At 59.6% G+C, this 25042-nt stretch carries 25 protein-coding genes and 1 tRNA gene; 14 read left to right on the top strand and 12 right to left on the bottom strand.

The window, feature by feature from the left end:
- The first annotated feature begins 53 nt into the window (after window positions 1–53).
- Window positions 54–1157 (top strand): NAD(P)/FAD-dependent oxidoreductase, encoded by a 1104-nt coding sequence (locus tag ACQ4MS_RS20765; protein ID WP_431096632.1) that lies wholly within the window; start codon window positions 54–56, stop codon window positions 1155–1157.
- Window positions 1158–1283: 126 nt separating this feature from the next.
- Here the strand turns inward: ACQ4MS_RS20765 and ACQ4MS_RS20770 are convergent, their stop codons facing one another.
- Window positions 1284–1487, bottom strand: coding sequence for a hypothetical protein (locus ACQ4MS_RS20770; RefSeq protein WP_431096633.1), 204 nt, complete (start codon window positions 1485–1487; stop codon window positions 1284–1286).
- On the opposite strand from ACQ4MS_RS20770, the gene ACQ4MS_RS20775 reads away from it, so the two are divergent.
- Complete coding sequence (locus ACQ4MS_RS20775) at window positions 1480–2778, top strand: purine-cytosine permease family protein (RefSeq protein WP_431096634.1); 1299 nt, start codon at window positions 1480–1482, stop codon at window positions 2776–2778. The genes ACQ4MS_RS20770 and ACQ4MS_RS20775 overlap by 8 nt on opposite strands.
- Here ACQ4MS_RS20775 and thiD read toward each other — a convergent pair.
- Both thiD and ACQ4MS_RS20785 read right to left on the bottom strand, forming a co-directional pair.
- Window positions 2762–3607 (bottom strand): bifunctional hydroxymethylpyrimidine kinase/phosphomethylpyrimidine kinase, encoded by an 846-nt coding sequence (thiD, locus tag ACQ4MS_RS20780; protein WP_431096635.1) that lies wholly within the window; start codon window positions 3605–3607, stop codon window positions 2762–2764. The genes ACQ4MS_RS20775 and thiD overlap by 17 nt on opposite strands.
- 262 nt (window positions 3608–3869) lie before the next feature.
- A tRNA-Asn gene (locus ACQ4MS_RS20785) sits at window positions 3870–3945 on the bottom strand.
- Between the two features lie 298 nt (window positions 3946–4243).
- Between ACQ4MS_RS20785 and aat the strand changes: the two genes are divergently transcribed.
- The 3 genes from aat (at window position 4244) to ACQ4MS_RS20800 (ending at window position 6643) form a co-directional block, all read left to right on the top strand.
- On the top strand, window positions 4244–5011 hold the full coding sequence (aat, locus tag ACQ4MS_RS20790; protein WP_431096636.1) for a leucyl/phenylalanyl-tRNA--protein transferase: 768 nt from the start codon (window positions 4244–4246) through the stop codon (window positions 5009–5011).
- A complete protein-coding gene (locus ACQ4MS_RS20795) occupies window positions 5008–5784 on the top strand; it encodes an arginyltransferase (protein ID WP_431096637.1) in 777 nt (258 codons plus the stop codon). Before aat ends, ACQ4MS_RS20795 begins: the two co-directional genes overlap by 4 nt.
- 79 nt (window positions 5785–5863) lie before the next feature.
- Window positions 5864–6643: an IclR family transcriptional regulator gene (locus ACQ4MS_RS20800; RefSeq protein WP_431096638.1), complete on the top strand. Its 780-nt coding sequence runs from the start codon at window positions 5864–5866 to the stop codon at window positions 6641–6643.
- A gap of 73 nt (window positions 6644–6716) precedes the next feature.
- On the opposite strand, the gene pbpG is transcribed toward ACQ4MS_RS20800, so the two are convergent.
- The 7 genes from pbpG to ACQ4MS_RS20835 all read right to left on the bottom strand — a co-directional run bounded on the left by pbpG (window position 6717) and on the right by ACQ4MS_RS20835 (window position 16032).
- Complete coding sequence (pbpG, locus tag ACQ4MS_RS20805; protein WP_431096639.1) at window positions 6717–7787, bottom strand: D-alanyl-D-alanine endopeptidase; 1071 nt, start codon at window positions 7785–7787, stop codon at window positions 6717–6719.
- A 204-nt stretch (window positions 7788–7991) separates the two neighbouring features.
- Window positions 7992–9530 carry a 2-isopropylmalate synthase gene (locus ACQ4MS_RS20810; protein WP_431096640.1) on the bottom strand — a complete coding sequence of 513 codons (1539 nt, stop codon included), beginning with the start codon at window positions 9528–9530 and terminating at the stop codon, window positions 7992–7994.
- Between the two features lie 54 nt (window positions 9531–9584).
- On the bottom strand, window positions 9585–11279 hold the full coding sequence (gene leuA / locus ACQ4MS_RS20815) for a 2-isopropylmalate synthase (RefSeq protein ID WP_431099638.1): 1695 nt from the start codon (window positions 11277–11279) through the stop codon (window positions 9585–9587).
- A gap of 175 nt (window positions 11280–11454) precedes the next feature.
- Window positions 11455–12267, bottom strand: a complete 813-nt coding sequence (pssA, locus tag ACQ4MS_RS20820; protein ID WP_431096641.1) for a CDP-diacylglycerol--serine O-phosphatidyltransferase — start codon at window positions 12265–12267, stop codon at window positions 11455–11457.
- A 242-nt stretch (window positions 12268–12509) separates the two neighbouring features.
- Window positions 12510–13526, bottom strand: a complete 1017-nt coding sequence (gene ilvC / locus ACQ4MS_RS20825) for a ketol-acid reductoisomerase (protein WP_431096642.1) — start codon at window positions 13524–13526, stop codon at window positions 12510–12512.
- Between the two features lie 127 nt (window positions 13527–13653).
- Window positions 13654–14145, bottom strand: a complete 492-nt coding sequence (gene ilvN / locus ACQ4MS_RS20830; protein ID WP_011483239.1) for an acetolactate synthase small subunit — start codon at window positions 14143–14145, stop codon at window positions 13654–13656.
- Between the two features lie 108 nt (window positions 14146–14253).
- Entirely contained in the window at window positions 14254–16032 is a 1779-nt protein-coding gene (locus tag ACQ4MS_RS20835) for an acetolactate synthase 3 catalytic subunit (RefSeq protein WP_431096643.1), read from the bottom strand.
- A 321-nt stretch (window positions 16033–16353) separates the two neighbouring features.
- Here ACQ4MS_RS20835 and ACQ4MS_RS20840 point away from each other — a divergent pair, with 321 nt between their 5' ends.
- The 6 genes from ACQ4MS_RS20840 to ACQ4MS_RS20865 all read left to right on the top strand — a co-directional run bounded on the left by ACQ4MS_RS20840 (window position 16354) and on the right by ACQ4MS_RS20865 (window position 19831).
- The gene (locus ACQ4MS_RS20840) at window positions 16354–16920 is read left to right on the top strand and encodes an RNA polymerase sigma factor (protein WP_431096644.1); all 567 of its coding nucleotides are present in this window, start codon (window positions 16354–16356) and stop codon (window positions 16918–16920) included.
- The gene (locus tag ACQ4MS_RS20845) at window positions 16917–17363 is read left to right on the top strand and encodes a DUF3619 family protein (RefSeq protein ID WP_431096646.1); all 447 of its coding nucleotides are present in this window, start codon (window positions 16917–16919) and stop codon (window positions 17361–17363) included. Before ACQ4MS_RS20840 ends, ACQ4MS_RS20845 begins: the two co-directional genes overlap by 4 nt.
- An 89-nt stretch (window positions 17364–17452) precedes the next feature.
- The gene (locus ACQ4MS_RS20850; protein WP_431096647.1) at window positions 17453–18085 is read left to right on the top strand and encodes a DUF3106 domain-containing protein; all 633 of its coding nucleotides are present in this window, start codon (window positions 17453–17455) and stop codon (window positions 18083–18085) included.
- A gap of 79 nt (window positions 18086–18164) precedes the next feature.
- Window positions 18165–18725 carry an RDD family protein gene (locus tag ACQ4MS_RS20855; RefSeq protein WP_431096648.1) on the top strand — a complete coding sequence of 187 codons (561 nt, stop codon included), beginning with the start codon at window positions 18165–18167 and terminating at the stop codon, window positions 18723–18725.
- Between the two features lie 36 nt (window positions 18726–18761).
- Window positions 18762–19214, top strand: coding sequence for a diacylglycerol kinase (locus ACQ4MS_RS20860; RefSeq protein ID WP_431096650.1), 453 nt, complete (start codon window positions 18762–18764; stop codon window positions 19212–19214).
- A 17-nt stretch (window positions 19215–19231) separates the two neighbouring features.
- Window positions 19232–19831, top strand: coding sequence for a TIGR00730 family Rossman fold protein (locus tag ACQ4MS_RS20865; protein ID WP_431096651.1), 600 nt, complete (start codon window positions 19232–19234; stop codon window positions 19829–19831).
- A 128-nt stretch (window positions 19832–19959) separates the two neighbouring features.
- Here ACQ4MS_RS20865 and ACQ4MS_RS20870 read toward each other — a convergent pair whose 3' ends face one another.
- Both ACQ4MS_RS20870 and ACQ4MS_RS20875 read right to left on the bottom strand, forming a co-directional pair.
- Window positions 19960–20298, bottom strand: a complete 339-nt coding sequence (locus tag ACQ4MS_RS20870; RefSeq protein WP_431096653.1) for a P-II family nitrogen regulator — start codon at window positions 20296–20298, stop codon at window positions 19960–19962.
- Between the two features lie 152 nt (window positions 20299–20450).
- Complete coding sequence (locus ACQ4MS_RS20875) at window positions 20451–22139, bottom strand: NAD+ synthase (RefSeq protein ID WP_431096654.1); 1689 nt, start codon at window positions 22137–22139, stop codon at window positions 20451–20453.
- Window positions 22140–22162: 23 nt separating this feature from the next.
- On the opposite strand from ACQ4MS_RS20875, the gene ACQ4MS_RS20880 reads away from it, so the two are divergent.
- From ACQ4MS_RS20880 to ACQ4MS_RS20890, 3 genes are all read left to right on the top strand, one after another.
- Entirely contained in the window at window positions 22163–23404 is a 1242-nt protein-coding gene (locus ACQ4MS_RS20880; RefSeq protein WP_431096655.1) for a GNAT family N-acetyltransferase, read from the top strand.
- Window positions 23405–23594: 190 nt separating this feature from the next.
- Window positions 23595–23927 carry a hypothetical protein gene (locus ACQ4MS_RS20885; protein ID WP_431096656.1) on the top strand — a complete coding sequence of 111 codons (333 nt, stop codon included), beginning with the start codon at window positions 23595–23597 and terminating at the stop codon, window positions 23925–23927.
- Between the two features lie 207 nt (window positions 23928–24134).
- Window positions 24135–24941, top strand: a complete 807-nt coding sequence (locus tag ACQ4MS_RS20890) for a hypothetical protein (protein ID WP_431096658.1) — start codon at window positions 24135–24137, stop codon at window positions 24939–24941.
- Window positions 24942–25042: the final 101 nt, after the last annotated feature.

The raw sequence follows: 25042 nt of genomic DNA on the forward strand, positions 1-25042 counted from the left end.
AGGCGCCTGAACAAGCGTCCGAGAGCCGCTCACCCAGGAATGCCCCAGGAACCATGGAACCCCAACTGAACCAAGAAGTGATCAACACCGCCGCGCAGCATGATGGCCCCATTGAAACCGATGCGGTCATCGTGGGCGCCGGGCCGGTGGGACTGTTCCAGGTGTTCGAGCTGGGCCTGCTGGAGATCAAGGCCCACGTGATTGACTCGCTGGCTTATCCTGGTGGCCAGTGCATAGAGCTTTATCCCGACAAGCCGATTTACGACATTCCCGCCGTGCCCGTTTGCACCGGCAAGGAACTCACCGATAACCTGCTCAAGCAAATCGAACCTTTCGGCGCGACATTTCATTTCAGCCAGGAAGTCAGCGTGGTCGAAAAGCGGCAGGACGGCCGCTTTTTTGTCGAGACTTCCAAAGGCACGCGCTTCCTCACCAAAACGATTTTCATCGCCGCAGGCGTCGGCGCTTTCCAGCCCAAGCTGCTGCGCGTTGATGGCCTCGACCAGTTTGACGATACCCAGCTGTTCTACCGCGTGAAAAGCCCGGCAGATTTTGCCGGGAAGAACCTGGTGATCGTCGGCGGCGGCGATTCCGCACTGGACTGGACGCTGAACTTCGTCGCCGACGGTCCGAACAAGGCCGAGAGCGTGATCCTGATCCATCGCCGCGACGGCTTCCAGGCGGCGCCCGCCAGTGTGGCCAAGATGCGCGAGCTCTGCGATGCGTACGAGATGCAGTTCATCGTGGGCCAGATCACGGGCTACGAGGAAAAAGAAGGCCGGCTGACAGGTGCCAAGGTCACCGGCTCCGATGGCGTCACGCGCGTGGTGCCGCTGGACGTGCTGCTGGTGTTCTTTGGCCTCTCGCCCAAGCTCGGCCCCATCGCCAACTGGGGCCTGGACATCGAGCGCAAGCAGCTCAAGGTGGACACCGAGAAGTTTTCCACCAACGTTCCGGGTATCTTCGCAGTGGGAGATATCAATACCTATCCCGGCAAGAAGAAGCTGATTTTGAGTGGCTTTCACGAGTGCGCGCTGGCGGCTTTTGGTGCCGCGCCCTTCATTTTCCCGGACAAGAAGATCCATCTGCAATACACCACGACCAGCCCGAAACTGCACAAGGTTCTGGGCGTCGAATCCCCGGTGTTTGACGACTGAGCGCCTGGCTCCCCGCAGCCGCCTGAAAAGCCCGCCCTGTGCGGGCTTTTTGCTTCCTCATCGCTCATCAACAAAGTATCTATTTATCGCTCCGCCGCTCACACCAGACTCAGGAACCGATCCACTCTACAATTTACGCAGTGCCCGCTCGGCGCTTTCGCTAGGGGTGTTGCAGCGGTTCGCCATGGCGGACAGCGGCGGCTGAGAAAGCCCCTTTGAACCTGATTTGAGGTAATCCTCGCGCAGGGAAGCATGTTCCGGCGGTCCGCTGTTCTTGCGGGCCTCAGGCAAGCCAACCTGGCATTGATGATCGGAACTGCTGATGTCCACGCCTTTTACGTCTGCTGCCACTGGCAACACCGCACTCTCGCCATTGCCATCCAATGACCGCCTGTTCGGCTGGATTGATCATGCCGCACTCTGGCTCAGCCTTGGAGTCGGCCTGCTGGTCATGCAGATCGGCGCTTACCTGGTACCGGCGGTGGGCACCCAAACCGCGTTGCTGGTCATCGTCTGTGGCTCCGTGCTTGGCGCCGGCTTGTTGGCCTGGACGGCCAAGATCGGCTGCGACAGTGGGCTGTCGAGCGCCGGGTTGATGCATGCCACCTACGGCAGCAGTTTTGCGCGCCTGCCGGTACTGCTTAACATCGTGCAGCTGATCGGCTGGACCACCTTCGAACTGGTGGTGATGCGTGACGGGACAGTGGCTATCGCCCGCCAGTCCGGCAACTTTACAGGTGCTCTCTGGCCGCTTCTGGCCACGCTGCTGTGGGGGGCCGTACTGCTGGCGCTGCTGTCGGGTTCCATGGTCAAGCTGGTACGCAAATTCATAGGTCATTATGGTCTGCCACTGGTTATCGCCTCCCTGCTGTGGCTGAGCTGGCAGTTTCTGTCCAAGGCCAATGCCCAGGGCCTGAACGCGCTGTGGATGCGGCCTGGTGAAGGCGGCATGAGCACGCTGTCCGCACTCGACCTGGTGATCGCGATGCCGGTGTCATGGTTGCCGCTGGTGGCGGATTTTGCACGCCACGGACGAGATGGCAACAGCGCCCTGCGCGGTACTTGGCTGGGTTATGCCATCGCCAATATCTGGTGCTATGCGCTGGGCGTGCTGGTGGCCATCACGGCACCCAGCACCGACCTTGTCGCGGCGCTGCTGTTGGCGCAAGGCGGCCTGATCGCGCTCGGGCTGATCCTGATCGATGAGGTCGACAACGCTTATGGCGATCTCTATTCGGGCTCGGTGGCCGGCCATAGCCTGAAGCCGGGCTGGAGCGTGCGGCGCTGGGGAGTGGTGCTGGCCCTGCTGTGCACCGCGCTGGCGCTGGTGCTGCCCATGCACAGCCTGGAGCCCTTTTTGCTGATGCTCAGTTCGGTGTTCGTGCCTTTGTATGGCGTGATCCTGGCGCGGCTGGCCGGCGCACCCGATATCGCTTCGCTGGTAACACAGCGCAAGGTGAATGCCAGCGCCGTCGCGATCTGGGTATTGGGTATTGCGTGTTATCACCTGTGCGCAAAATTTTCGCCTGAGTGGGGCGCAGCCCTCCCGACGCTGGTACTGACGTTTGCATTGGCACGCCTCACCCGCGCCGCAGGTTCAAGGATTAGCGCAGCGGCTTGAGCCGCATCGTGACAGGCGCGTGGCCGTGGTTCAGTGGCCCACTGCCGGCGCCCGTGCGCACCCGGGCGCCAGCCTCCATGGCCGCGCGGACGTAGGCGTGTGCGGACTGAACGGCTTCCAGCAGGGACTGCCCCAACGCCAGGTGTGCAGCGATCGCAGATGACAATGTGCAACCGGTTCCGTGGGTATTTGGACTCGGGATGCGCGGCCCGCGCATCCAGTGCAACTCGCCGTTTTGCATGGCCAGCAGATCGCTCACCACATCGCCGGGCAAATGCCCGCCCTTGAGCAGCACGGTGCGCGCACCTTTTGCCAGCAGTTCTTGTGCGGCGACCTGCATGTCCTGCTCAGTCGCCAGCGGTCTTCCCACCAGCAGAGAAGCCTCGTCCAGGTTGGGAGTGACCACCATAGCGCGTGGAAAGAGGTCGCGCACCAGAACAGCAATGGCGGGGTTATCGATCAATACCGCGCCGCTGGTAGCGACCATGACCGGATCCAGTACCACTTTCGTCAGCGCATGCCGGTCAATTGCCTCCGCCACGGCCTGCACGATGTCGGGAGCGTGCAACATGCCGATCTTCACCGCATCAGCGCCTATGTCTTCGATCACGGCGTCGATCTGATCGCGCAGCATCTGCGGCGGTACACCGTGGATGGACCGGACGCCGCAGGTATTTTGGGCGGTGAGTGCGGTGATGGCTGTCATGCCATAACAGCCCAGCGCCGCAAACGTTTTGAGGTCAGCTTGTATGCCAGCCCCTCCGCCGCTGTCGGAGCCTGCAATGCTCAGCACGCGAGGATATTCGTGGTCGAAAGCGGTTTCAGTCATGAAATGCAGCCGTTCGTTTTTTGTGGTCACCAAGTTCATTGCACAGTACCCGGGCCTCACGGCGACGGTATACACCACAGGTTGTGCTCGTAAAGACGCAAGTGCGGCGAAGGCTGGCACTGGTACGGCAGAGGGGATTACCAGATCGATTATCGCGGAACGCAGCACCGTGACGAATGGCATTCCGAATGCGTCTCAATCAAAAAAAGCCCGCGGTCTGATGGACGGCGGGCTTCTTCGGGGGCCTGTTCGGCCTTGTTCTTGGCTCCTCAACCTGGGCTCGAACCAGGGACCTACGGATTAACAGTCCGGCGCTCTACCAACTGAGCTATTGAGGAATACAGCCTTAGATTATAGCGTCAATTTTCTGACTTTTTAAGCGCCGGTATTCCGTTAACCGCCTTCTTCCTGGCGAATGGTGCAGGGCAACCTTCGCATGGATTACAAGCACAATGATTTATTAACCTCCAACCCTTGTTCAATGTGCGCAGGTCGCTATCAAATACATAGCACGTCAACAATCATATGATCGCCGCCGTTTCTCAGCCACGCCTTCACAATTTGCTCGGCTACCATGTGTGCATGCCCTTCATGGCCCATTGTTTTAACCGCTTCTTGCCGGTGCACTTTTAAGCCATGGGAAAACTCCCGCGCCCCGTGCCCTGGCTTGCCACTGGCGACAACTTTCCACCGCTGGATGACGCCTGGGGCTCACATGACCCGGCACCCGGCCTGTTGGCGGCCGGCGCCGCGCTGGATGTCACAACCTTAATCCAAGCGTACTCTCGGGGGATTTTTCCCTGGTATAGCCTGGGCCAGCCCCCACTATGGTGGAGTCCCGATCCACGCATGGTCCTGCAGACGCGGTATTTCAAACTGCACCGTTCGCTGCGCAAAACCCTGGCCCATTTTCGAAAGCAACCTCGCTGCGAAATCCGGTTCGACAGCGCCTTTGAACGCGTTATCCACGCCTGCGCCAGCAAGCCGCGAGCAGGACAACCGGGTACATGGATCGTCCCTGACATGGTGCAGGCTTATACCGACCTTCACAAGGCGGGCCATGCGCACAGCGTCGAGGCTTGGATCGACGGCGAGCTTGCAGGCGGCCTGTATTGTGTCAACCTGGGTCTTATGGTATTTGGTGAGTCGATGTTTGCGTACCAGACCGATGCCTCCAAAATCGCCCTGGCGGCACTGGTGGCTTTTTGCCGTGCGCACCATATTGCGATGATTGATTGCCAGCAAAACACCCGGCACCTGGCGTCCCTCGGAGCGGGCGAAATCAGCCGTGCGGAATTTGTCTCCCATCTTGCCGGGAACGTGGGCAAAACCGCCCCACTCTGGCAGTTCAAACCCGTATACTGGAATCAGCTTCTAACGACGGGAATGACAGACCTACCGTGACGCACCTCAAAGACCTGCCCCTGCAAACCTTGCAGTTCTATGCAACGGCGCCCTATCCCTGCAGCTACCTGCCGGGCAAGCAGGCCCGCTCGCAGGTTGCCACACCCAGTCACCTCATTCACAACGACGCCTATTCGGACCTGGTGACCAATGGTTTCCGGCGTAGTGGCATGTTTACTTACCGTCCCTATTGCGATGGGTGCCAGGCCTGCGTGCCGCTTCGGGTACCCGTTGACGGCTTCAGCCCGAATACCAGCCAGCGCCGCGCCTGGAGCCGGCACCAGGCATTGCAAGCCCGCATTCTCAAACTCTGCTTCATGCCCGAGCACTACCAGCTCTACCTGCGCTACCAGAACGGTCGCCATGCAGGGGGAGGCATGGACCACGACAGTGTCGACCAGTACACACAATTCCTTCTGCAAAGCAGAGTCAATTCACGCTTGGTAGAGTTCCGCGAAAGCCTGCCCAATGGTGAAGCAGGTGCACTCAAGATGGTGTCCATCCTGGACGTGCTCGAAGACGGTATTTCTGCGGTCTACACCTTTTACGAACCGGACGCGCGTGCGAGCTACGGCAACTACAGCGTGCTATGGCAGATAGAGCAAGCCCGGCGCCTGGGCTTGCCATATGTCTATCTGGGCTACTGGATCGCCGAGAGCCCGAAGATGAATTACAAGGCAGGATTCAAGCCCAACGAAGTACTGATAGATGGGCAATGGATACTTTCCGGGACGCCCGAGTCGACTGCTGGCAAACGTCCCGAACAGGCTTAATGCTTGGGGCTCGTTGCCTAGAAACTCGCCAGATGCTTCAGGATTTCACAGGGTAAAATTTGTAGCAGAAAGCCTGCACATGAAAAAGCCCGATTCAGCCCTTCCCGCTACACCGACCGTACAGGTCCTTGAAAGGATGTTCACGCTGCTCGAAATCCTGGCGAACCGGGAAGAGGCGCTTTCCCTCAAGGAAATCAGTGAAAAATCAGGTCTTCATCCTTCTACCGCTCACCGCATTCTGAATGACCTGGCCACGGGCCGCTTTGTTGACCGCCCCGCCGCCGGCACCTACCGGCTGGGCATGCGCCTGCTGGAGTTGGGTAACCTCGTCAAGGCACGTCTGGACGTCCGCGATGCAGCGCTGCTACCGATGCGCGAATTGCACAAGCTCACGCAGCAGCCAGTCAATCTGAGTATGCGCCAGGGTGATGAGATTGTGTATGTGGAACGCGCCTATAGCGAACGCTCGGGCATGCAGGTGGTGCGCGCCATAGGAGGCCGGGCACCGCTGCATTTGACCTCCGTGGGAAAGCTGTTTCTGGCTTTTGACGATCCCCAGCGCCTGCGTACCTACGCGACGCGCACGGGCCTGTCAGGGCAAACGCGCAACAGCATCACGCAATTGCCGGTTCTGGAGCGTGAACTTTCCAAGGCACGCCAGTACGGCATCGCACGCGACAACGAAGAACTGGAATTGGGAGTGCGCTGCATGGCTGCAGGCATTTACGACGATCAAAACAAGCTGGTGGCGGGCTTGTCCATCTCAGCACCCGCTGACCGGCTGGACGAACACTGGTTGCCCAAGCTGCAGGCGACGGCCAACGAAATCTCAACCGCGCTGGGCTATAAACCCAAGTAAAAAGAGCCTTTAGCCGAATAAAGCCGGGCGCAATTAGCTATAAATATGATAGCAAACCGAGTCCCTGCAACTGTCAGCCGTTAACCTGCTTGACAGAGGTGCTGACATTCATCTTGGGCTCAACCACCGGATTTGACTCCACCCAACGGCGCACGCGCTCGGCGTCGCCCAGGCGGCTCAGTTTACCGGCGGAATCCAGGAACACCATGATCAGCTTGCGGCCCGCGATTTTGGTCTGCATGACCAGGCACTGGCCGGCCTCGGAGATATAGCCGGTTTTCTGCAGGCCGATGTCCCACTCGGGATTCTTCACGAGGCGGTTGGTGTTGTTGTACTGCAGAGTACGGCTGCCAATAGCCACCTGGTAACCGGTGGAGGTCGACAGCTCCCGCAGCATGGGGTCGCCGTGGGCTGCATTGACCAGCGTCGCCAGGTCCTGCGCGCTCGACTGATTGCGGCTGGAAAGGCCCGTGGGCTCCACATAGCTGGTGTCGGTCATGCCCAGCATCTTGGCCTTGGCGTTCATCAGGCTCACGAAGGTAGCCATGCCACCGGGATAGGTGCGGCCCAGGGCGTGCGCCGCACGGTTTTCGCTGGACATCAGGGCGAGGTGCAGGAGTTCGCCGCGGGTCAGCGAGGTGCCGACCTTGAGGCGCGAGCTGCTGCCTTTTTCGGTGTCCACATCATCCTGCGTCACGGTGATCAGTTCATCCATGGGCAGCTTGGCGCCGCTGATGATGACCCCGGTCATCAGTTTGGTGAGGGACGCGATAGGCAGCACCGCGTGGTCATTCTTGCTGAACAACACTTCCCGCGTATCCTGGTCAATCACCAGCGCTACGCTTGATTTGAGTTCCAGCGCATCTTGGGCGCTATGCAGGCCTGCAATCTGGCCAAATGAAGGCCTGGCCGGCACAGAGGCGCGAATGATGCTTCGGCGGTGTTTGGTACTTGCTACAAAACGTACGCTCTTGCGCGTGGAGATAACTTTTTTGGGAGCCGACGCCTTGGAGGCGTGCTGCTTTTTGACAATGCTGTTCTTGCTTTTGCTACTGGCTGCATTGGCGGCTGGCACCGCAAAGATGGCTGCCAGAGCCATGAATCCAACGATTTTTAATACACGATTGAAAATCAGATGAGACATGGTGGTATTGCCTGCGTGGGGTTGCAATGAGTGGGATGGCTGGAGTGTATACAAATAGAAAAAGTCACGCAATATCAAAAACTTGCGCGACTTTCCTAAAAACACACTCACTTTGTGACGTTTTTAACGCTTAAAGCTCCATTCGCACCCAAATCCTATTCTAAGTTGTTGAATTTAAAGGGTTTTATTTTCTAACTTGTTACATCACCCCTGCGCTGCCACCCGATCAGCTTTACTTTGGAGCTTGTTCAAGGCGCTTAAATAAGCTTTTGCCGACGCCACCACGATATCGGGGTCTGCACCCACGCCGTTGACAACCCGCCCGCTGTTCTGCAGGCGAACCGTGACCTCTCCCTGGCTTTCCGTTGATCCGCTGATGGCGTTCACCGAGTAAAGCACCATCTCGGCACCGCTTTTGACGTGTGACTCGATGGCTTTGAGGGAGGCATCAACAGGCCCATTGCCATCTGATTCGCCTTTGACTTCCTTACCGGCCACCGTGAACACGACGCTGGCCTGGGGACGCTCGCCGGTCTCGCTGTGCTGCGACAGGGACACAAAGCCGTATTGCTCGTTGTCATGGGAAGCGCTTTCATCGCTGGCCAACGCCAGGATGTCTTCGTCAAAGATTTCGCTCTTGCGGTCCGCGAGTTCCTTGAACTTGGCGAAGGCGTTGTTGATCTCCGCCTCGCTTTCCATTGAGACTCCGAGTTCCAGCAGACGCTGCTTGAAGGCGTTGCGCCCGCTCAGCTTACCCAGCACGATCTTGTTGGCGCTCCAACCCACATCTTCGGCACGCATGATTTCATAAGTGTCACGCGCCTTGAGCACGCCGTCCTGGTGGATGCCGGAGGCATGCGCAAATGCATTGGCGCCGACCACGGCCTTGTTCGGCTGCACCACAAACCCGGTGGTCTGGCTCACCATGCGGCTGGCCGCCAGAATGTGCTGCGTGTCGATGCTCAGGTCGAGGCCGAAGTAATCCTTACGCGTCTTCACGGCCATCACCACTTCTTCAAGCGAGCAATTGCCGGCGCGCTCGCCCAGGCCGTTGATGGTGCACTCCACCTGCCGCGCGCCGCCGATTTTCACGCCGGCCAGCGAGTTGGCCACCGCCATGCCCAAGTCGTTATGGCAGTGAACCGACCAGACTGCCTTGTCGCTGTTGGGGATGCGTTCGCGCAGGTTCTTGATGAAGTTGCCGTAAAGCTCGGGGATGGCGTAGCCCACGGTGTCGGGCACATTGATGGTAGTCGCGCCTTCCTTGATCACAGCCTCCAGCACACGGCACAGGAAGTCGGGATCGGAGCGATAACCGTCTTCGGGGCTGAATTCGATGTCTCCCATTAGATTTTTGGCAAAGCGCACTGAGAGCTTGGCCTGCTCGAACACCTGGTCAGGCGTCATGCGCAGCTTCTTCTCCATGTGCAGGGGGCTAGTCGCCAGGAAGAGGTGCAGGCGTCCCGAGGCGGCGGGCTTCAAGGCCTCGGCAGCGCGGGAAATATCTCTGTCATTGGCGCGGGCCAGCGAACAGACGGTGGAGTCCTTGATGACCTCCGAAATGGCCTTCACGCATTCGAAATCACCATTGGAGCTGGCGGCAAACCCAGCCTCGATCACGTCGACCTTCAGGCGCTCCAGCTGACGGGCGATTCGAAGCTTTTCGTCCCGCGTCATAGAGGCACCGGGCGACTGCTCGCCGTCGCGCAGAGTAGTGTCGAAAATAATGAGTTTGTCTGTCATGGTGGGGCTCCTGGCGCACGGCGGCGCTTCGTATTTTGAGGGTCTTGAACCGGTTTAACCGCTAATGGTAGCAACGCCCGCTGGCTGGCGAACCTTACTGCGCTGCAGACCCGAGACAATGGCCTTGAACGATGCGGAGATGATGTTGCCGTCCACGCCAACGCCGAACAGCGTCTGCTCGTTGATGCGCAGCTCCAGGTAAGCCACAGCCTGCGCGCTGGCCCCGGCACCGATGGCGTGCTCGTGGTAGTCCAGCACACGAATGCTGAAGCCCGTGGCATCGGCCAAGCCCGCCACAAATGCGTCGATAGGGCCCGTTCCCGTGCCTTCCACCGGGTGGCTGCGTCCACCGAGCTGAACTTCGGCCTTGATGTGGAAGGACTCACCGCCGCTTTTGCCGGTCTCTTCAATCACCAGGCGTTGCGGTGCGGCAATGGTCTGCACGCCGTATTCCTTTTCAAACAACGCAAAGATGTCTTTGCCGGTCAATTCCTTGCCGGTCGCATCCATCACCGATTGCACCACCTGGCTGAACTCGATCTGCAGCCGGCGCGGAAGCTCCAGACCAAACTCGCTTTCGAGCAGGTAGGCGATGCCGCCCTTGCCCGACTGGCTGTTGACGCGGATCACGGCCTCGTAGCTGCGGCCAAGGTCCTTGGGGTCAATCGGCAGGTAAGGCATGTCCCATACATCGCCTTCTTTGCGCGCGGCAAAGGCTTTCTTGATAGCGTCTTGGTGCGAACCCGAGAACGAGGTGTAGACCAGGTCGCCCGCATAGGGATGGCGGGGATGCACGGGCAACTGATTGCAGTGCTCCACCGTACGGCGGATCTCGTCGATTTCAGAGAAATCCAATCCCGGCGACACGCCTTGCGTATAGAGATTAAGCGCGATGTTCACGAGGTCCACATTGCCGGTGCGCTCACCGTTGCCAAAGAGGCAGCCCTCGATCCGGTCGGCGCCAGCCATCAAGGCCAACTCGCCGGCCGCGGTGCCCGTGCCGCGGTCGTTGTGCGGATGGACTGAAATCACAATCGCGTCGCGCCGGGCCAGGTTGCGGTGCATCCACTCCATCATGTCGGCAAAAATATTCGGGGTGGAGTGCTCTACCGTGGAGGGCAAGTTGATGATGCATTTGCGCTCGGGCGTCGGCTGCCAGACTTCGGTCACGGCATCGACCACGCGCTTGGAGAACGCCAACTCGGTGCCCGACCACATCTCGGGTGAGTACTGGAACGTCCATTGCGTTTCAGGCTGCGCCGCGGCCAGTTCCTGGAAGAGCCGCGCGTTGTCGGTCGCAAGTTGAACAATCTCGTCCTCATTCATGCCCAGCACCACGCGGCGCATGACCGGGGCGGTGGCGTTGTAGAGGTGAACGATGGCTTTTTTGGCACCCTTGAGCGATTCGAAGGTGCGGCGGATCAGCGGTTCGCGCGCCTGCGTCAGCACCTGGATGGTCACATCGTCGGGGATCAGGTCGCCATCAATCAGCTGGCGGAGAAAATCGAACTCAACCTGGGAAGCGGATGGAAAGCCGACTTCGATTTCCTTGAAGCCAATCTTCACCAGGATATGGAACATCCTCAGCTTGCGGGGAATATCCATGGGCTCGATCAGCGCCTGGTTGCCGTCCCGCAGGTCCACGCTGCACCAGATGGGCGCTTGTGTCAGCACGGTGTCGGGCCATGTCCGATCGGTCAGCCGGACTGGCGCGAAAGATGAATATTTGCTGGAAGGTGTTTTCAACATGGTCATTTGGTCAACCCCAAAGATTACAAAAAACCAGCAACCCAAAAACAAAAACGGCCCGTTGCTGGTGCAAACGGGCCGTTGAATCAGGTGTACGCGTGCGCTACCGTCTCCGCCCGTTGGCAGATAGCAGTAGTGCTAGCGAAATTCGTTTCATCCGCTCAATGTACCACAATTATTTGTGGAGGCCGCGCTCGTCCGGCTCATCGGTAGAGGTCGAGATCACGCTTGTCTGCTGGCCTTTGGCCTTGCGCCAGCCATACAGCACGTAGCCCGAAAAGCCATAGAGAACGAACAGGCCGAACATGACGGTCGGCGGATGGATGTTGATGACGGCAATCCCGAGCGCGATCAGCACGATGGCCGCGAAAGGCACGCTGCGCTTCATCTGCACGTCCTTGAAGCTATAGAACGGCACGTTGGTAACCATGGTGAGGCCCGCATAGAGCGTGAGGCCGAAGGTGACCCAGCGCACTTCCATCCCACTGATGCCAGCGTCGGTCATCAGCCAGATAAAGCCGGCTACCAGGGCGGCAGCCGCAGGCGACGGCAGACCCTGGAAAAAGCGCTTGTCCACCACTGCCGTGTTCACGTTGAAACGAGCCAGGCGTAGCGCGGCGCACGCGCAGTACACAAAAGCGCCTATCCAGCCCCAGCGCCCCAGGCTGGTCAGGGCCCAGACGTAAGCGATCAGGGCTGGCGCGGCGCCGAAAGACACCATGTCCGACAGCGAGTCCATCTGCTCACCGAAAGCGCTTTGCGTATTGGTCATGCGGGCGACACGCCCGTCCAAGCTGTCAAGCACCATGGCGCAAAACACACCGATAGCGGCCTGGTCGAAGCGCCCGTTCATGGCCATGACGATGGCATAGAAGCCGCCAAACAGGGCCGCCAGCGTAAACAGGTTGGGCAATATGTAAATGCCCTTGCGGCGCTTGCGTATCACCACCGCTTCGGTGGACTGCGTTGAATTCTCACCATCATGCATAAAAATACTCCTGAGGCACAACTGGTGCGCGCAAACAGCTATCAAATTCATAGCACCCAGTGGATGCTCTTCAGAAGCCGGATTTCCCTCAAGGAACAAGCCGTCGACCAGGCACCAAGGATACCAAGGTCAGCGCTACAAAAACTTCAGTACTTGAGCACTCTCAGCTTGCCTCGGGCAGAAAAAAGCCGCGCAGGACCTTTGCGCGGCTTTTTGCAGGACAAAGCCCTGAAGGGCTGCGATCAGTTGCGGCTCTGGTCAACCAGCTTGTTTTTAGCAATCCAGGGCATCATGGCGCGCAGCTTTTCGCCCACGATTTCGATTTGGTGCTCGGAATTCAGGCGGCGGCGGCTCAGCAGGGTTGGTGCACCGGCCTGATTTTCGAGCAGGAAGCTCTTGGCATACTCGCCCGTCTGGATGTCTTTCAGGCACTTGCGCATGGCGTCCTTCGTGGCCGAAGTCACGATATTAGGGCCCGTCACATATTCGCCGTACTCTGCATTGTTCGAAATCGAGTAGTTCATGTTGGCGATGCCGCCTTCATAGATCAGGTCGACGATCAGCTTGAGCTCGTGCAAGCATTCGAAGTACGCCATCTCAGGCGCATAGCCGGCTTCCACCAGCGTTTCGAAGCCAGCCTTGATCAGCTCGACGGTGCCGCCGCACAGAACGGCCTGTTCGCCGAACAGGTCGGTTTCGGTCTCTTCACGGAAATTGGTTTCAATGATGCCGGCCTTGCCGCCGCCATTGGCCATAGCATAGCTCAGGGCCAAGTCGCGGGCCTTGCCCGACTTGTCCTGGTGCACGGCAACCAGATGAGGCACGCCGCCGCCCTGGGCATAGGTGTTGCGCACCGTGTGGCCTGGAGCCTTGGGAGCTACCATCCAGACGTCGAGGTCTGCGCGGGGAATCACGGCGCCGTAGTGCACGTTGAAACCGTGGGCGAACACCAGGGACGCGCCCTGCTTGATGTGGGGAGCCACGTCGTTCTTGTAGACAGCACCGATCTGTTCGTCAGGCAGCAAAATCATGACCACGTCGGCAGCTTTGACCGCCTCGGCGACTTCAGCGACCTTCAGGCCGGCCTTTTCGACCTTGGGCCAGGAAGCCCCACCCTTGCGCAGGCCGACAACCACTTTCACGCCGCTGTCGTTCAGGTTTTGCGCATGGGCGTGGCCCTGGCTGCCGTAGCCGATGATGGCGACCGTCTTGCCCTTGATCAGGCTCAAATCACAATCTTTGTCGTAAAAAACTTTCATTTTTCTCTCCAGAATAGGTATTGGCGAAAATGCCCTTCGACAGGCTCAGGGCGAACGGTAACCGCATATCGCCACTCAAAATCCGTTCGCGTTGAGCCTGTCGAAACGCGCGCACGGACAACTTAAATCAAACCCGCAAAATCCGCTCACCGCGGCCGATGCCGCTGGAGCCGGTTCGCACCGTTTCCAGAATTGCGCTGCGGTCTATGGCCTCCAGGAAGGCATCATTCTTCGACTGGTCACCGGTCAGCTCGATGGTGTAGCTTTTCTCCGTCACGTCGATGATTCGCCCGCGGAATATATCAGCCATGCGCTTCATCTCTTCGCGCTCCTTGCCGACCGCGCGCACCTTGACCATCATGAGCTCGCGCTCGGTGTAGGAGCCTTCGGTCAGGTCCACTACCTTGACTACTTCGATCAGGCGGTTCAGGTGCTTGGTGATTTGTTCGATGACGTCGTCAGAGCCGGTGGTTTGAATTGTCATGCGCGACAGGCTCGGGTCTTCCGTCGGGGCGACGGTCAGGCTTTCGATGTTGTAGCCGCGCGCCGAAAACAGGCCGACCACGCGGGAAAGAGCGCCCGGCTCGTTTTCCAGCAAAACTGCAATGATGTGTTTCATAAGAAGATTCCTCTTTTCGCTGCCCTCCCCTGCGCACGGTAATGCACAGGCTCGGCAGACAATAGATTCGTCAGGTGACGGTGATTGAATGGGTGTGGTGGCGTGGTCTTAAAGGTCTTCCGACCCCAGCAGCATTTCGGTAATGCCCTTGCCGGCCTGCACCATCGGGAACACATTTTCGGTCGGGTCCGTACGGAAGTCCATGAACACCGTGCGGTCCTTGAGCTTGCGAGCCTCCCGCAGTGCCGGCTCCACGTCCTGCGGTTTTTCGATCAGCATGCCGACATGTCCATAGGCTTCGGCCAGCTTCACGAAATTGGGCAATGCGTCCATGTAGCTGCTGCTGTACCGACCTTCATAGTCAATTTCCTGCCATTGCCGGACCATGCCCAGGTAACGGTTGTTCAGTGAGACGATCTTGATCGGGGTGTTGTACTGCAGGCAGGTCGACAGCTCCTGGATGCACATCTGCACCGAACCTTCACCCGTGATGCAGAACACCTCCGCGTCCGGCTTGGCCAGCTTGATGCCCATGGCATAGGGAATGCCGACGCCCATGGTGCCCAGGCCGCCCGAATTGATCCAGCGGCGCGGCTCGTCAAACTTGTAGTATTGAGCCGCCCACATCTGGTGCTGACCCACGTCCGACGTGATGTAGGTGTCGGCATCCTTGGTCAGTTTCCAGAGCGTTTCAACCACGTGCTGTGGCTTGATGACGTCGCCCTTGCCCATGCTGTACTTCATGCAGTCGCGCTTGCGCCAGCCTTCGATCGTGTCCCACCAACCGCCAAGGGCGTTGGTGTCGGGCTTGAGGCCGGATTCCTTGATCATGCTGATCAGTTCGGTCAGCACGTCCTTCACATCGCCCACAATGGGAATGTCAACCTTCACACGCTTCGAAATGCTGGAAGGGTCGATGTCGATATGGATGATCTTGCGTTCGTTTTGCGCAAAATGCTTGGGATTGCCGATCACGCGGTCGTCAAAGCGGGCACCCACAGCCAGCAATACGTCGCAATGCTGCATCGCGTTGTTGGCTTCCATGGTGCCGTGCATGCCCAGCATGCCGAGAAATTTTTTGTCACTGGCCGGGTAGGCGCCCAGGCCCATCAACGTGTTGGTGCAAGGGTAGCCCAGCATGTCGACTAGAGTGCGCAGCTCCTGCGAGGCATTGCTGAGCAGCACACCACCGCCGGTATAAATATACGGGCGCTTTGCCGACAGGAGCAGCTGCAGGGCCTTGCGGATCTGCCCGCCATGGCCTTTGCGAACCGGGTTGTACGAGCGCATCTCAACGGTTTGCGGATAGCCGTGATAAGGCACTTTGTTGAAGGACACGTCTTTGGGGATGTCGACGACCACAGGGCCGGGCCGGCCGCTGCGGGCTATATGAAACGCCTTTTTCAGGGTTTCGGCCATGTGCCGCGCATCCTTGACGAGGAAGTTGTGCTTCACGATGGGCCTGGTAATCCCGACGGTGTCGCATTCCTGGAACGCGTCCAGGCCGATGGCATGCGTGGGCACCTGCCCCGTGATGATGACCATCGGGATGCTGTCCATGTAAGCTGTGGCGATGCCCGTCACTGCATTGGTCACACCAGGACCGGACGTGACCAGCGCCACGCCGACTTCGCCAGTAGCGCGGGCATAGCCGTCAGCTGCGTGCACCGCCGCCTGCTCATGGCGCACCAGAATGTGCTGGATCGAGTCCTGTTTATAGACGGCGTCGTAAATATGCAGGACGGCGCCGCCTGGATAACCCCACATGTATTTGACGCCTTCGGCATGAAGGGACTTCATGAGGATTTCCGCGCCGCGGAGTTCCTGGGGGTTTGTGTGCGCAGACGCTGCTGCTGCGGAAGCGATTTCCGCCTTGGAGATTTCCATGATGAACCTTTGTGAATTTCTCTAACGAAATACCTTGGGTGCCTCTTCGCCCACTCTTGTGAAGCGGCGTCGAGACTTGAGGCCAAAACCATGAGCGGAAACATAAACCGCCGAGTCATGACCCGTTTGCCTTTTGAATTGCAGGTCGTATTATGGCATTTCGCGTTGCGCAATGGCCGCATGTACTGAAAAATCACAGCCCCCAGTAGCCAGGATGCGATAATTTTCCAGCTGTATCCTCGATGCATGCCTTATCGGCATCGGCCCTGCGGACCCGCAGACAACCCTGTGCAGCGTTGGACGAACCGGAACCCCACACCGTTGGCAACTGAACAAGAACTCTCGGATTTCCTGAAAAGCGTTGAAAAACGGGCTTTCAAACGCAGCATTTACCACGTGCGGGATGAAGAAGCTGCCCTCGACATTGTTCAGGACAGCATGATGAAGCTGGCGCAGCACTATGGCGACAAGCCGGTGGCCGAGTTGCCCATGCTGTTCCAGCGCATCCTGTCCAACACCACACTTGACTGGTTCCGCCGCCGCAAGACCCGCAACGCGCTTTTTTCCAACATGAGCGACTTCGAATCGCCTGGGGAAGACGGAGATTTCGATCTTCTGGAAACTTTAGAGACCCTGACCAACTCAGAAGGTACGGAGAGCGCCCAGGATGCCACGGAACGGGCGCAAATATTGCACGAGATAGAGCTGCAGGTGAAGGAATTGCCGGGCCGTCAACGGGAAGCCTTTCTGATGCGTTACTGGGAGGAAATGGACGTCGCTGAAACAGCAGCCGCCATGGGCTGTTCGGAGGGTAGTGTCAAAACACATTGCTCCCGAGCAGTTCACGCTCTCAGTAAAGCCCTGAGCGCCAAAGGTATGAAACTATGACTAACTCACTACAAAAAAGAGCTGACATCCTGCAGGACCGTTTTGGCCTCAAAACCGCGTCCTATTTATCTGCGGGTGCAGCAGATTTGCCTTATGACGTCTCCGAACGCCTGCGCGCAGCACGTTTTCAGGCTGTTTCAAAACGTAACGTAGCCAAAACTCAAACCGCTGGCGGCGTTGTGAATGTCGGCGGTAGCGCAGCGCTGACCCAAGGACCGGATGACGGTTTGGGTTGGTGGGGACGTATTGGCTCAGTGATTCCGCTTATTGTCCTGGTGGTTGGCTTGCTGGCGATCAATTCAATTCAAAACGACAACCGAGCCCAGGAACTGGCCGAAGTTGACGTGGCGCTGCTGACAGACGAACTTCCGCCAGAGGCCTTCGCCGACCCCGGTTTTGTCCAGTTCCTCAAAGCAGCACGTCAAGCTCCCACGGCCCAATGATCCCGTCTGCAGCAGCCCTTCAACATAAACCATCTACCAACAGCCCATCAACGCAGCTGAGGCTGCAATGGCTGTCGTTCGGACTTGTGATGGCCTCCCTGCTGGCCTGGCCCGTCCTGGGCCTTGCCCAGGCACCCAAACCTCTCGCCCCTGCCAGCGCAGCCGTCAAAGCGCCAGCCGCCCCTGCGAAACCCGTGATTTCCAGGCCGACCTGGGCTGAACTCACCCCGATGCAACAGCAAACGCTCAAGCCGCTGGCGTCAAGTTGGGATACCGTGAGCGAAGCGCAAAAGCGCAAATGGCTCGAAATCTCCAAAAACTACCCTTCGCTTTCTGCCGAGGAGCAGGCCACCATGCATAGCCGCATGAATGAATGGGTGACCCTGACTCCCCAGCAGCGCGCGCAGGCCCGGCTGAACTTTGCCAAAACCAAAGAGCTGTCAAAACAGCTGACGCCGGAACAGAAAAAAGCCACCTGGCAAAGTTACCAGGCCCTGAGCCCCGAAGAAAAACAGAAGCTGGCAGCCAAAGCCACACCGAAACCCTCGGGAGCGGCTACAGCCGTGAAGCCGGTCGCGCCGCAAAAGCTGGCACCAGTCCCACCGCACCCAGTCAAGGCATCCGGCAAACCTTCGCCTAAAATCCACCCTTCACAACCGGCAGCGGCCACGCCTGCCGCCTTCCCCGCAAGCAGCGGTCCGGGCACTACGCCGCAACGCTAGGGCGCCGCTGGGTGCCCCATGGCCGGATTTATTGGCCCGTTTGCTGCGGGCCTGTTGCCAGCAACTTCATAGCGACACCTTGACAGCCATAGACACCCTGAAAACACCGTCCATTCCCAGACGCATGGCATGCTGGATGTACGAAGGCATGCTGATGTTCGGTGTGGTTTTCCTCGCCGGCTACCTTTTCAGTACGCTCAGCCAGACCCGCAATGCGCTGGACAACCGCCATGCCTTGCAGGCTTTCGTTTTCGTCATTTTTGGCATTTACTTTGTCTGGTTCTGGGCCAAGGGCCAAACCTTGGCCATGAAAACCTGGAACATCCGGGTGGTGGATGTGCACGGTGCGCCCATCACCCAAAAACGCGCCCTGCTTCGTTATGCGTTGAGCTGGCTATGGTTTTTGCCGCCTCTGGCCGTCAGCTGGGTGCTGGCACTGCCGGGCCGCGAAGGCGCCGTGCTGGCGCTGGGCTGGGTGGCGATCTGGGCGATCCTGGCCCGCTTTCATCCGCAAAAGCAGTTCTGGCATGACGCCTGGGCAGGCACACGGCTGATCACCTGGATCGCACCTGAAAAGCCGGGCAGGATGGATAAACGCAAAGCCGGCAAAGGCAGCATCGCGGCGCCAAATCAGCCCTAACATCAACCTGCCATAAAGCTGCGCGACAATCGCCCCATGTCCGAACAAGTCCCGCTTTCCGCGTCTGTATCAGCCTCTGCCAGCCGCCCTTCCCCCTCACCAACGGACGAGCAGGTCAACCCCCAAAAGCACCGCAGGGGCCTGAATCGCGTCTGGCATGCCACGGGCTACTCCATTGCCGGCCTGCGCGCCGGCTGGCATGAAACTGCATTTCGCCAGGAAGCCATCGCGTCCATCGTGCTGATACCCGCCGCCTTCTGGCTGGGGCGCAGCTGGGTCGAAACGGTGCTCCTGGCCGGCACCGTCATCCTCATCATGATCGTGGAACTGCTCAACACCGGCATTGAAACCGCCATAGACCGCATAGGCCCCGAGTGGCACGACCTTTCCAAGCGAGCCAAAGATATGGGCAGCGCCGCCGTCCTGCTCAGCCTGCTGCTCTGCGCTGGCACCTGGGCCATGGCGCTATTTCAACGGCTTGCCGCATAGCTAACCCTGGTATTGAAGTGACTGAACTCCTGAAACCCGCTTTCTCCCTCTGCGTTTATTGCGGCTCGCGGCCCGGCAACCACCCCGAATTCGCAGCCATTGCCGCACTCGTCGGCACCTGGATAGGCACTCACAATGGGCAGTTGGTCTATGGCGGTGGCCGCAACGGCCTCATGGGCATCCTGGCCGACGCGGCATTGGCTGCGGGCGCGCGGGTCGTGGGCGTAATCCCCAAGGCGCTGGTGGAAAAGGAATGGGCGCACACCGGCTGTACCGAGCTGCACATCGTGGAGAACATGCACGAGCGTAAACGCATGATGGCTGAGCATGCCGACGCTTTTGTGGCCCTTCCCGGCGGCATCGGCACACTGGAAGAGCTTTTTGAAGTCTGGACCTGGCGTCAACTGGGTTATCACGACAAACCGGTCGGCCTGCTCAACATGAACGGCTACTACGACGCGCTGCTGGCATTCCTGGCGTCTTCGGTAAAGGCTGGCTTCATGAATGAGTGGCTGATGAGCCTGATCCGCACCGGCAGCGAAGCAGAGCCGCTTCTGGAAGCCTTGATCCAGGCGGCGGGCATGACGCCTGCCGCCACCCGCCTCGACCAAATCTAATCGACACGGCTGCCGGGACCCTTCCTAAACCAGCAGGGGCCGCGGGACTGGCTTTGCCAGACCGCAGGCGCAGCGCCCCCTCGGGGGGCAGCGCATTACACGAAGTGAAAAGCGTGGGGGCTATATCCCTAAACGGCCGCTTCGTCCTCTTCACCCGTACGGATGCGCACCACACGCTCAACACTGGTAATGAAAATCTTGCCGTCGCCAATCTTGCCGGTGCGTGCGGCACGGATGATGGCGTCTACGCAGCGCTCGACATCCTCTGTTTTCACGACGACTTCGACCTTGACCTTGGGCAGGAAGTCGACCACGTACTCCGCGCCGCGGTATAGCTCGGTATGGCCCTTCTGGCGGCCAAAGCCCTTGACTTCAGTGACGGTCAGACCGGTGACCCCGCATTCCGCAAGGGCCTCACGGACTTCTTCAAGTTTGAAGGGCTTGAGGATGGCGGTAATTTGTTTCACTGAATATCTCCGTTAAAAAAATAAGGCCCCCACGCTCCCCACTGCGTGTGGTTCGCTGCCCCCCGAGGGGGCGCTGCGCCTGCGGCCCGGCAAAGCCGGTTCCGCGGCCCCTGCTGGTTTGGGAAGGGGCATCCCGTGCTTTTCTATTGTCGCTACTGTCGAAATTTACTGGTAATAGGATAGCGCCAATCCTTGCCAAAGCTCCTGTGGGTGACCCTGATACCCACAGGCGCCTGGCGGCGTTTGTACTCATTGATGCGGATCAGCCGGGCCACGCGCTCGACCACAGCCCGGTCAAAACCGGCCGCGATGATGCCTTCGGCGCTTTCGTCGTTTTCCATATAGCGCGACAGGATGGCGTCCAGCACCTCGTAGGGCGGCAGGCTGTCCTGGTCGGTCTGGTCGGGCCGTAATTCGGCGCTGGGCGGGCGCGTGATGATGCGCTCGGGAATCGGCTGGCTGCCTGTGCCATACGGGTCGTTTTCGTTGCGCCAGCGGGCCAGGCGAAACACCGTGGTCTTCAGCAGGTCCTTGATGACCGCAAAGCCACCCGCCATGTCACCGTAGAGGGTGCAATAACCCGTCGCCATTTCACTTTTGTTGCCGGTGGTCAGCACGATGGAGCCGAACTTGTTGGACAGCGCCATCAAAAACACCCCGCGAATGCGCGCCTGGATGTTTTCCTCGGTGGTGTCTTCCGGCAAACCCTTGAACTCACCAGCCAGCGAAGCCTTGAAAGCCTCGAACTCCGGCACGATGGAAATCTCGTCGTAGCGCACCTTGACGCGTTCGGCCATTTCGCGCGCGTCAATCCAGGAGATGTCAGCGGTATAGGGCGAAGGCATCATCACGGCACGCACTTTGTCGGCGCCCAGCGCATCCACTGCCACTGCCAGCACCAGGGCCGAATCAATACCGCCCGACAACCCCAGGATGGCTCCCGGAAACCCGTTTTTACCCAGGTAGTCGCGTACACCCAGCACCAGCGCATCCCACAGATCGGCCTCGGGGCTGCGTTCCGGCGCCGCGGACGCTACTAATTTGATAGCTGCCGGTGCCCGCTCTGCCTGGACGAGGAACAGATTTTCCTTGAAACTTTCGGCCCGGCCGGCAAGCGCACCGTCCGCCTGAAGCGCAAAGGAGCGCCCTTCAAATACGATCTCGTCCTGACCACCCACCAGGTGGGCATAAATCAGGGGCAAGCCGGTCGCCAATGTGCGTGCCTGCATCATCTGCTCGCGCTCGCCACCTTTGCCGACGTGAAAAGGCGATGCGTTGATCACCACCAGCAATTCGGCCCCGGCTTGCGTGGCAAGGCGCGCCGGCTCTTCAAACCAGGCGTCTTCGCAGACCAGCAACCCGACGCTGACGGCGTCATCACCCTCCCCGGCCTGGAACACGCAGGTGCCTTGCCCTGGTGTGAAATAGCGCCGCTCGTCAAACACCTGGTAATTGGGCAGCTCGCGCTTGGCGTAGGTTTCGATGACGCGGCCTTCGCGCAGCACCCGGGCGGCATTGTGGCGCTGCTGCACTTCCACGCTTTTGGTGCGCAGCCCCTTGCCGTTATCGCCGTGGGTGGGCGTGCCCACCACGACTGTCAGGCCTTTTAACCCGGCCAGTTCGCGGGCCACCCGATTCACGGCATCATCACAGGCCTGGATGAACGATGGGCGCAGGAACAGGTCCTCCGCCGCATAGCCGCAAATGGCGAGCTCAGGCGTCAGCAACAACCGGGCACCGCCCTCATAAGCCGTGCGGGCTGCGTCGATGATCTTCTGCGCATTACCCGGCATATCGCCGACGCAATAGTTCAATTGGGCAACGCAGATTTTGAGTGGCATGTTGAAGTAGGACCCGAAAACACGTGAAAAAGAACTCAAACGATTATGTCATTCGCGTGCTGAATTCGCCGCTGGAGGTGAAGGCGTCCGAGTGGAATGCCCTGCTGGCGGCTCAAAATCCGGCCGGGTCCATGAACCCCTTCATGCGCCATGAATATCTGGCAGCCCTGCATGAAAGCGGCAGCGCCACGCCCGAAACCGGTTGGGCACCGCGTTTTGTCACCCTCTGGCAGGGCAAGGTATTGGCAGGCGCCTGCCCGCTCTACCTCAAGGAGCATTCCTACGGCGAATACGTGTTTGACCACGCCTGGGCCAATGCCTACCAGCAGCATGGGCTTGAGTACTATCCCAAGGCACTGGTCGCCGTACCCTTCACCCCCGTCCCCGGTGCCCGGCTGCTGGCCCGCACGGCGGATGAACGCGGCTTGCTGGTCAAGGCCCTGGTGGCCTGGTGCACCGAAGAAGACCTTTCGTCCTTGCACCTGCTGTTTACCGCCGATGAAGACGTGGTGGCCTGCGAAGAAGCGGGATTAATGTTGCGTCACACAGTCCAATTCCACTGGACTGGCCCACCCGGTGGCTACCGCGACTTCGACGATTTCCTGATGTCGCTCAGCCAGGAAAAGCGCAAGAAAATCCGCCAGGAGCGCCGCAAGGTCGCGGAAGCCGGGATTACTTTCCGCTGGTCGCTGGGTAAAGACATCCGCAACGCCGACTGGGACTTTTTCTACCGCTGCTACGAGCGCACCTACTACGAGCACGGCAACGCACCCTACCTGAGCCGCGATTTCTTTCAGCGCATGCAGGACACCATGCCGGAGAACTGGCTGCTGTTTGTGGCCGAAGGCATGATAGGCGGCAAACGCCAGCCCATTGCAGCCAGCCTGATCGCAGTCAGCGCCCCACCTGAATCCGCTGTCGGCCAGCCAGATGCAGCGGTCCAGGCATTGACAGCCTATGGCCGTTACTGGGGCGCCCTTGCCCGTGTCGACTGCCTGCACTTCGAAGCCTGCTACTACCAGCCGCTGCAGTGGTGCATAGAACACGGCTACCAGCGCTTTGAAGGCGGCGCGCAGGGCGAGCACAAAATGGCCCGCGCCTTGCTGCCCGTCAAGACTACCAGTGCCCATTGGCTGGCGCACCCATCGTTTGCCGACGCGGTTGAGCGCTTCCTGGCGCGCGAAGGCGCGGGTATCGACAGCTATATGGAAGACCTGGAACGGCGCAACCCTTTCCGGCATGCGTCACCGGGCGTTTCGGCGTAAGCGGTCTCTCCGGCCCATACCTGTCGCGCTATGTTATTCATAGCTGCTTGCGACCGTACTTATTGGGCTTCACGCATATCCCCCTAAACCGTTGTGCTGTGGATACGTTTTTTCCTTCGCTGTTCGTGACTGCACGCATCTCTACGCGTCCATCCATTTTTTTTGCTATAACTCCCCCCAAAGGAATTCCATGAGCACTCAACCCCAGCCCCATCAGGCCGCGTACACCGTCAACCTGGTCGAATGCCCCACCCTGAGCGCCGACGAACGCTCCGCCGCCGAACTGCGCTTTCGCATGGCGCTTGAATTTGCGCTGGGCGGCCCGGAATTCGTACTGCCGTCGCTTCAGGCCTACATGCTTACTCAAACGCTCCACGAAAGCCTGCCGCTGGAAGGCGCGTCCGAAGCGGAGCAGCAGATCATTGCGCTGTGGCAACACGCTGAAACCGACGCGATCCTGGCGGCGATGCGGCCACTGGGCGACAACCTGGACAACGCGCGTTTCGAAATTCTTCCGCTCTGACCCACTGCAACGAAGCCTGCGGCGCATTCGGTCGCGCCCCTGCGATCGCTATCATATTGATAGCTGTTTGCGCCCGATGGTATTGGGATAAGGCCGCATTTCCCTTAAGACCAGGCTTGATTTAAGCTTGTTCCTCCGAGCCTGGTTTCGCACGGCTTTTTCAGGGCATGCAAGCCACCCTCTCCGTTCCCGCACACCGGCTTCCCCATGAACGACTTCGTCACCTTACCCGCGGCCATTGCAGCCGCCGAATCCGCCATTCCTGATGCGCAGCCGCAAAGCGGCGATCAGCCTCCACCCCTAGGCCGTACCCACGCCAGGCGCCTGCGCGAGATCTACCGCTCCGCCGGCTGGCCTTGCCAGGACCTGCTGGAGATCGAACTGCTCGCCACCGGCATGCTTCAGCGCATTGCCGGCCCGGCTGGCCACGAAACCCTGCGCGTCACCGATGCCGGCATCGCTTACCTGGCCGCCACGCTGCTACGCAACCGCTCGGCCTTGTCAAAACATGAGGCGCTGGTCGAACATGTTGCTGGCGAGATGGTGCGCGCCGGGCGCATCACCTGGCGCGGCCTGGGCCTGCGGGCGCAGCTGCCGCCCGAAACTGAAGGCGGCAAAGTGCGCTGGTGCATCGCACGGCCCGATGTGTTTTCCATCCGCAACACCACCGTGCAGGAATACGTGGACCCCATCGTCCACGAGATCAAGGTGCACCGCTCCGACCTGCTGGGTGACCTGCGCCGTCCCGAAAAGCGCGCCGCTTACCTCGACCTGGGCGGCGAGTGCTGGTACGTGCTGGGGTGTGATGCCAAGGGCCGGCCGATTGGCGATGCCAGCGAGGTCCCGCTGGAATGCGGTGTGATGGTGATGGACAACACACGCCTGGCCGTTGCAAGGGCCGCACCGCGGCGCATGCGCCAGCAACTGCCGCTGGGCGTCTGGATGGCGCTGGCCAAGGCGACGCCGGTGGCCGGACTCAATGACGACGAACAGGGAATGCTCGGCGAATGCTGAGCGCGAGGACACGCGCACGTTCAGGCCTGCCGCGTTGATGCACTCCCGGCTGCGCTTTACGGGACAGGCACCGCTACGGCAAACCCTAGTGCCACAACCCG

It is taken from the genome of Polaromonas aquatica (assembly GCF_050626995.1).
In the GTDB taxonomy this organism is placed as follows: domain Bacteria; phylum Pseudomonadota; class Gammaproteobacteria; order Burkholderiales; family Burkholderiaceae_C; genus Polaromonas; species Polaromonas aquatica_A.

Coding starts and splice junctions, on each gene's coding strand:
- ACQ4MS_RS20765 (WP_431096632.1), top strand. CDS start 54: ATGGAACCCCAACTGAACCAAGAAGTGATCAACACCGCCGCGCAGCAT.
- ACQ4MS_RS20775 (WP_431096634.1), top strand. CDS start 1,480: ATGTCCACGCCTTTTACGTCTGCTGCCACTGGCAACACCGCACTCTCG.
- thiD (WP_431096635.1), bottom strand. CDS start 3,607: ATGACTGAAACCGCTTTCGACCACGAATATCCTCGCGTGCTGAGCATT.
- aat (WP_431096636.1), top strand. CDS start 4,244: ATGGGAAAACTCCCGCGCCCCGTGCCCTGGCTTGCCACTGGCGACAAC.
- ACQ4MS_RS20800 (WP_431096638.1), top strand. CDS start 5,864: ATGAAAAAGCCCGATTCAGCCCTTCCCGCTACACCGACCGTACAGGTC.
- pbpG (WP_431096639.1), bottom strand. CDS start 7,787: ATGTCTCATCTGATTTTCAATCGTGTATTAAAAATCGTTGGATTCATG.
- ACQ4MS_RS20810 (WP_431096640.1), bottom strand. CDS start 9,530: ATGACAGACAAACTCATTATTTTCGACACTACTCTGCGCGACGGCGAG.
- leuA (WP_431099638.1), bottom strand. CDS start 11,279: ATGTTGAAAACACCTTCCAGCAAATATTCATCTTTCGCGCCAGTCCGG.
- pssA (WP_431096641.1), bottom strand. CDS start 12,267: ATGCATGATGGTGAGAATTCAACGCAGTCCACCGAAGCGGTGGTGATA.
- ilvC (WP_431096642.1), bottom strand. CDS start 13,526: ATGAAAGTTTTTTACGACAAAGATTGTGATTTGAGCCTGATCAAGGGC.
- ilvN (WP_011483239.1), bottom strand. CDS start 14,145: ATGAAACACATCATTGCAGTTTTGCTGGAAAACGAGCCGGGCGCTCTT.
- ACQ4MS_RS20835 (WP_431096643.1), bottom strand. CDS start 16,032: ATGGAAATCTCCAAGGCGGAAATCGCTTCCGCAGCAGCAGCGTCTGCG.
- ACQ4MS_RS20845 (WP_431096646.1), top strand. CDS start 16,917: ATGACTAACTCACTACAAAAAAGAGCTGACATCCTGCAGGACCGTTTT.
- ACQ4MS_RS20850 (WP_431096647.1), top strand. CDS start 17,453: ATGGCCTCCCTGCTGGCCTGGCCCGTCCTGGGCCTTGCCCAGGCACCC.
- ACQ4MS_RS20860 (WP_431096650.1), top strand. CDS start 18,762: ATGTCCGAACAAGTCCCGCTTTCCGCGTCTGTATCAGCCTCTGCCAGC.
- ACQ4MS_RS20875 (WP_431096654.1), bottom strand. CDS start 22,139: ATGCCACTCAAAATCTGCGTTGCCCAATTGAACTATTGCGTCGGCGAT.
- ACQ4MS_RS20885 (WP_431096656.1), top strand. CDS start 23,595: ATGAGCACTCAACCCCAGCCCCATCAGGCCGCGTACACCGTCAACCTG.
- ACQ4MS_RS20890 (WP_431096658.1), top strand. CDS start 24,135: ATGAACGACTTCGTCACCTTACCCGCGGCCATTGCAGCCGCCGAATCC.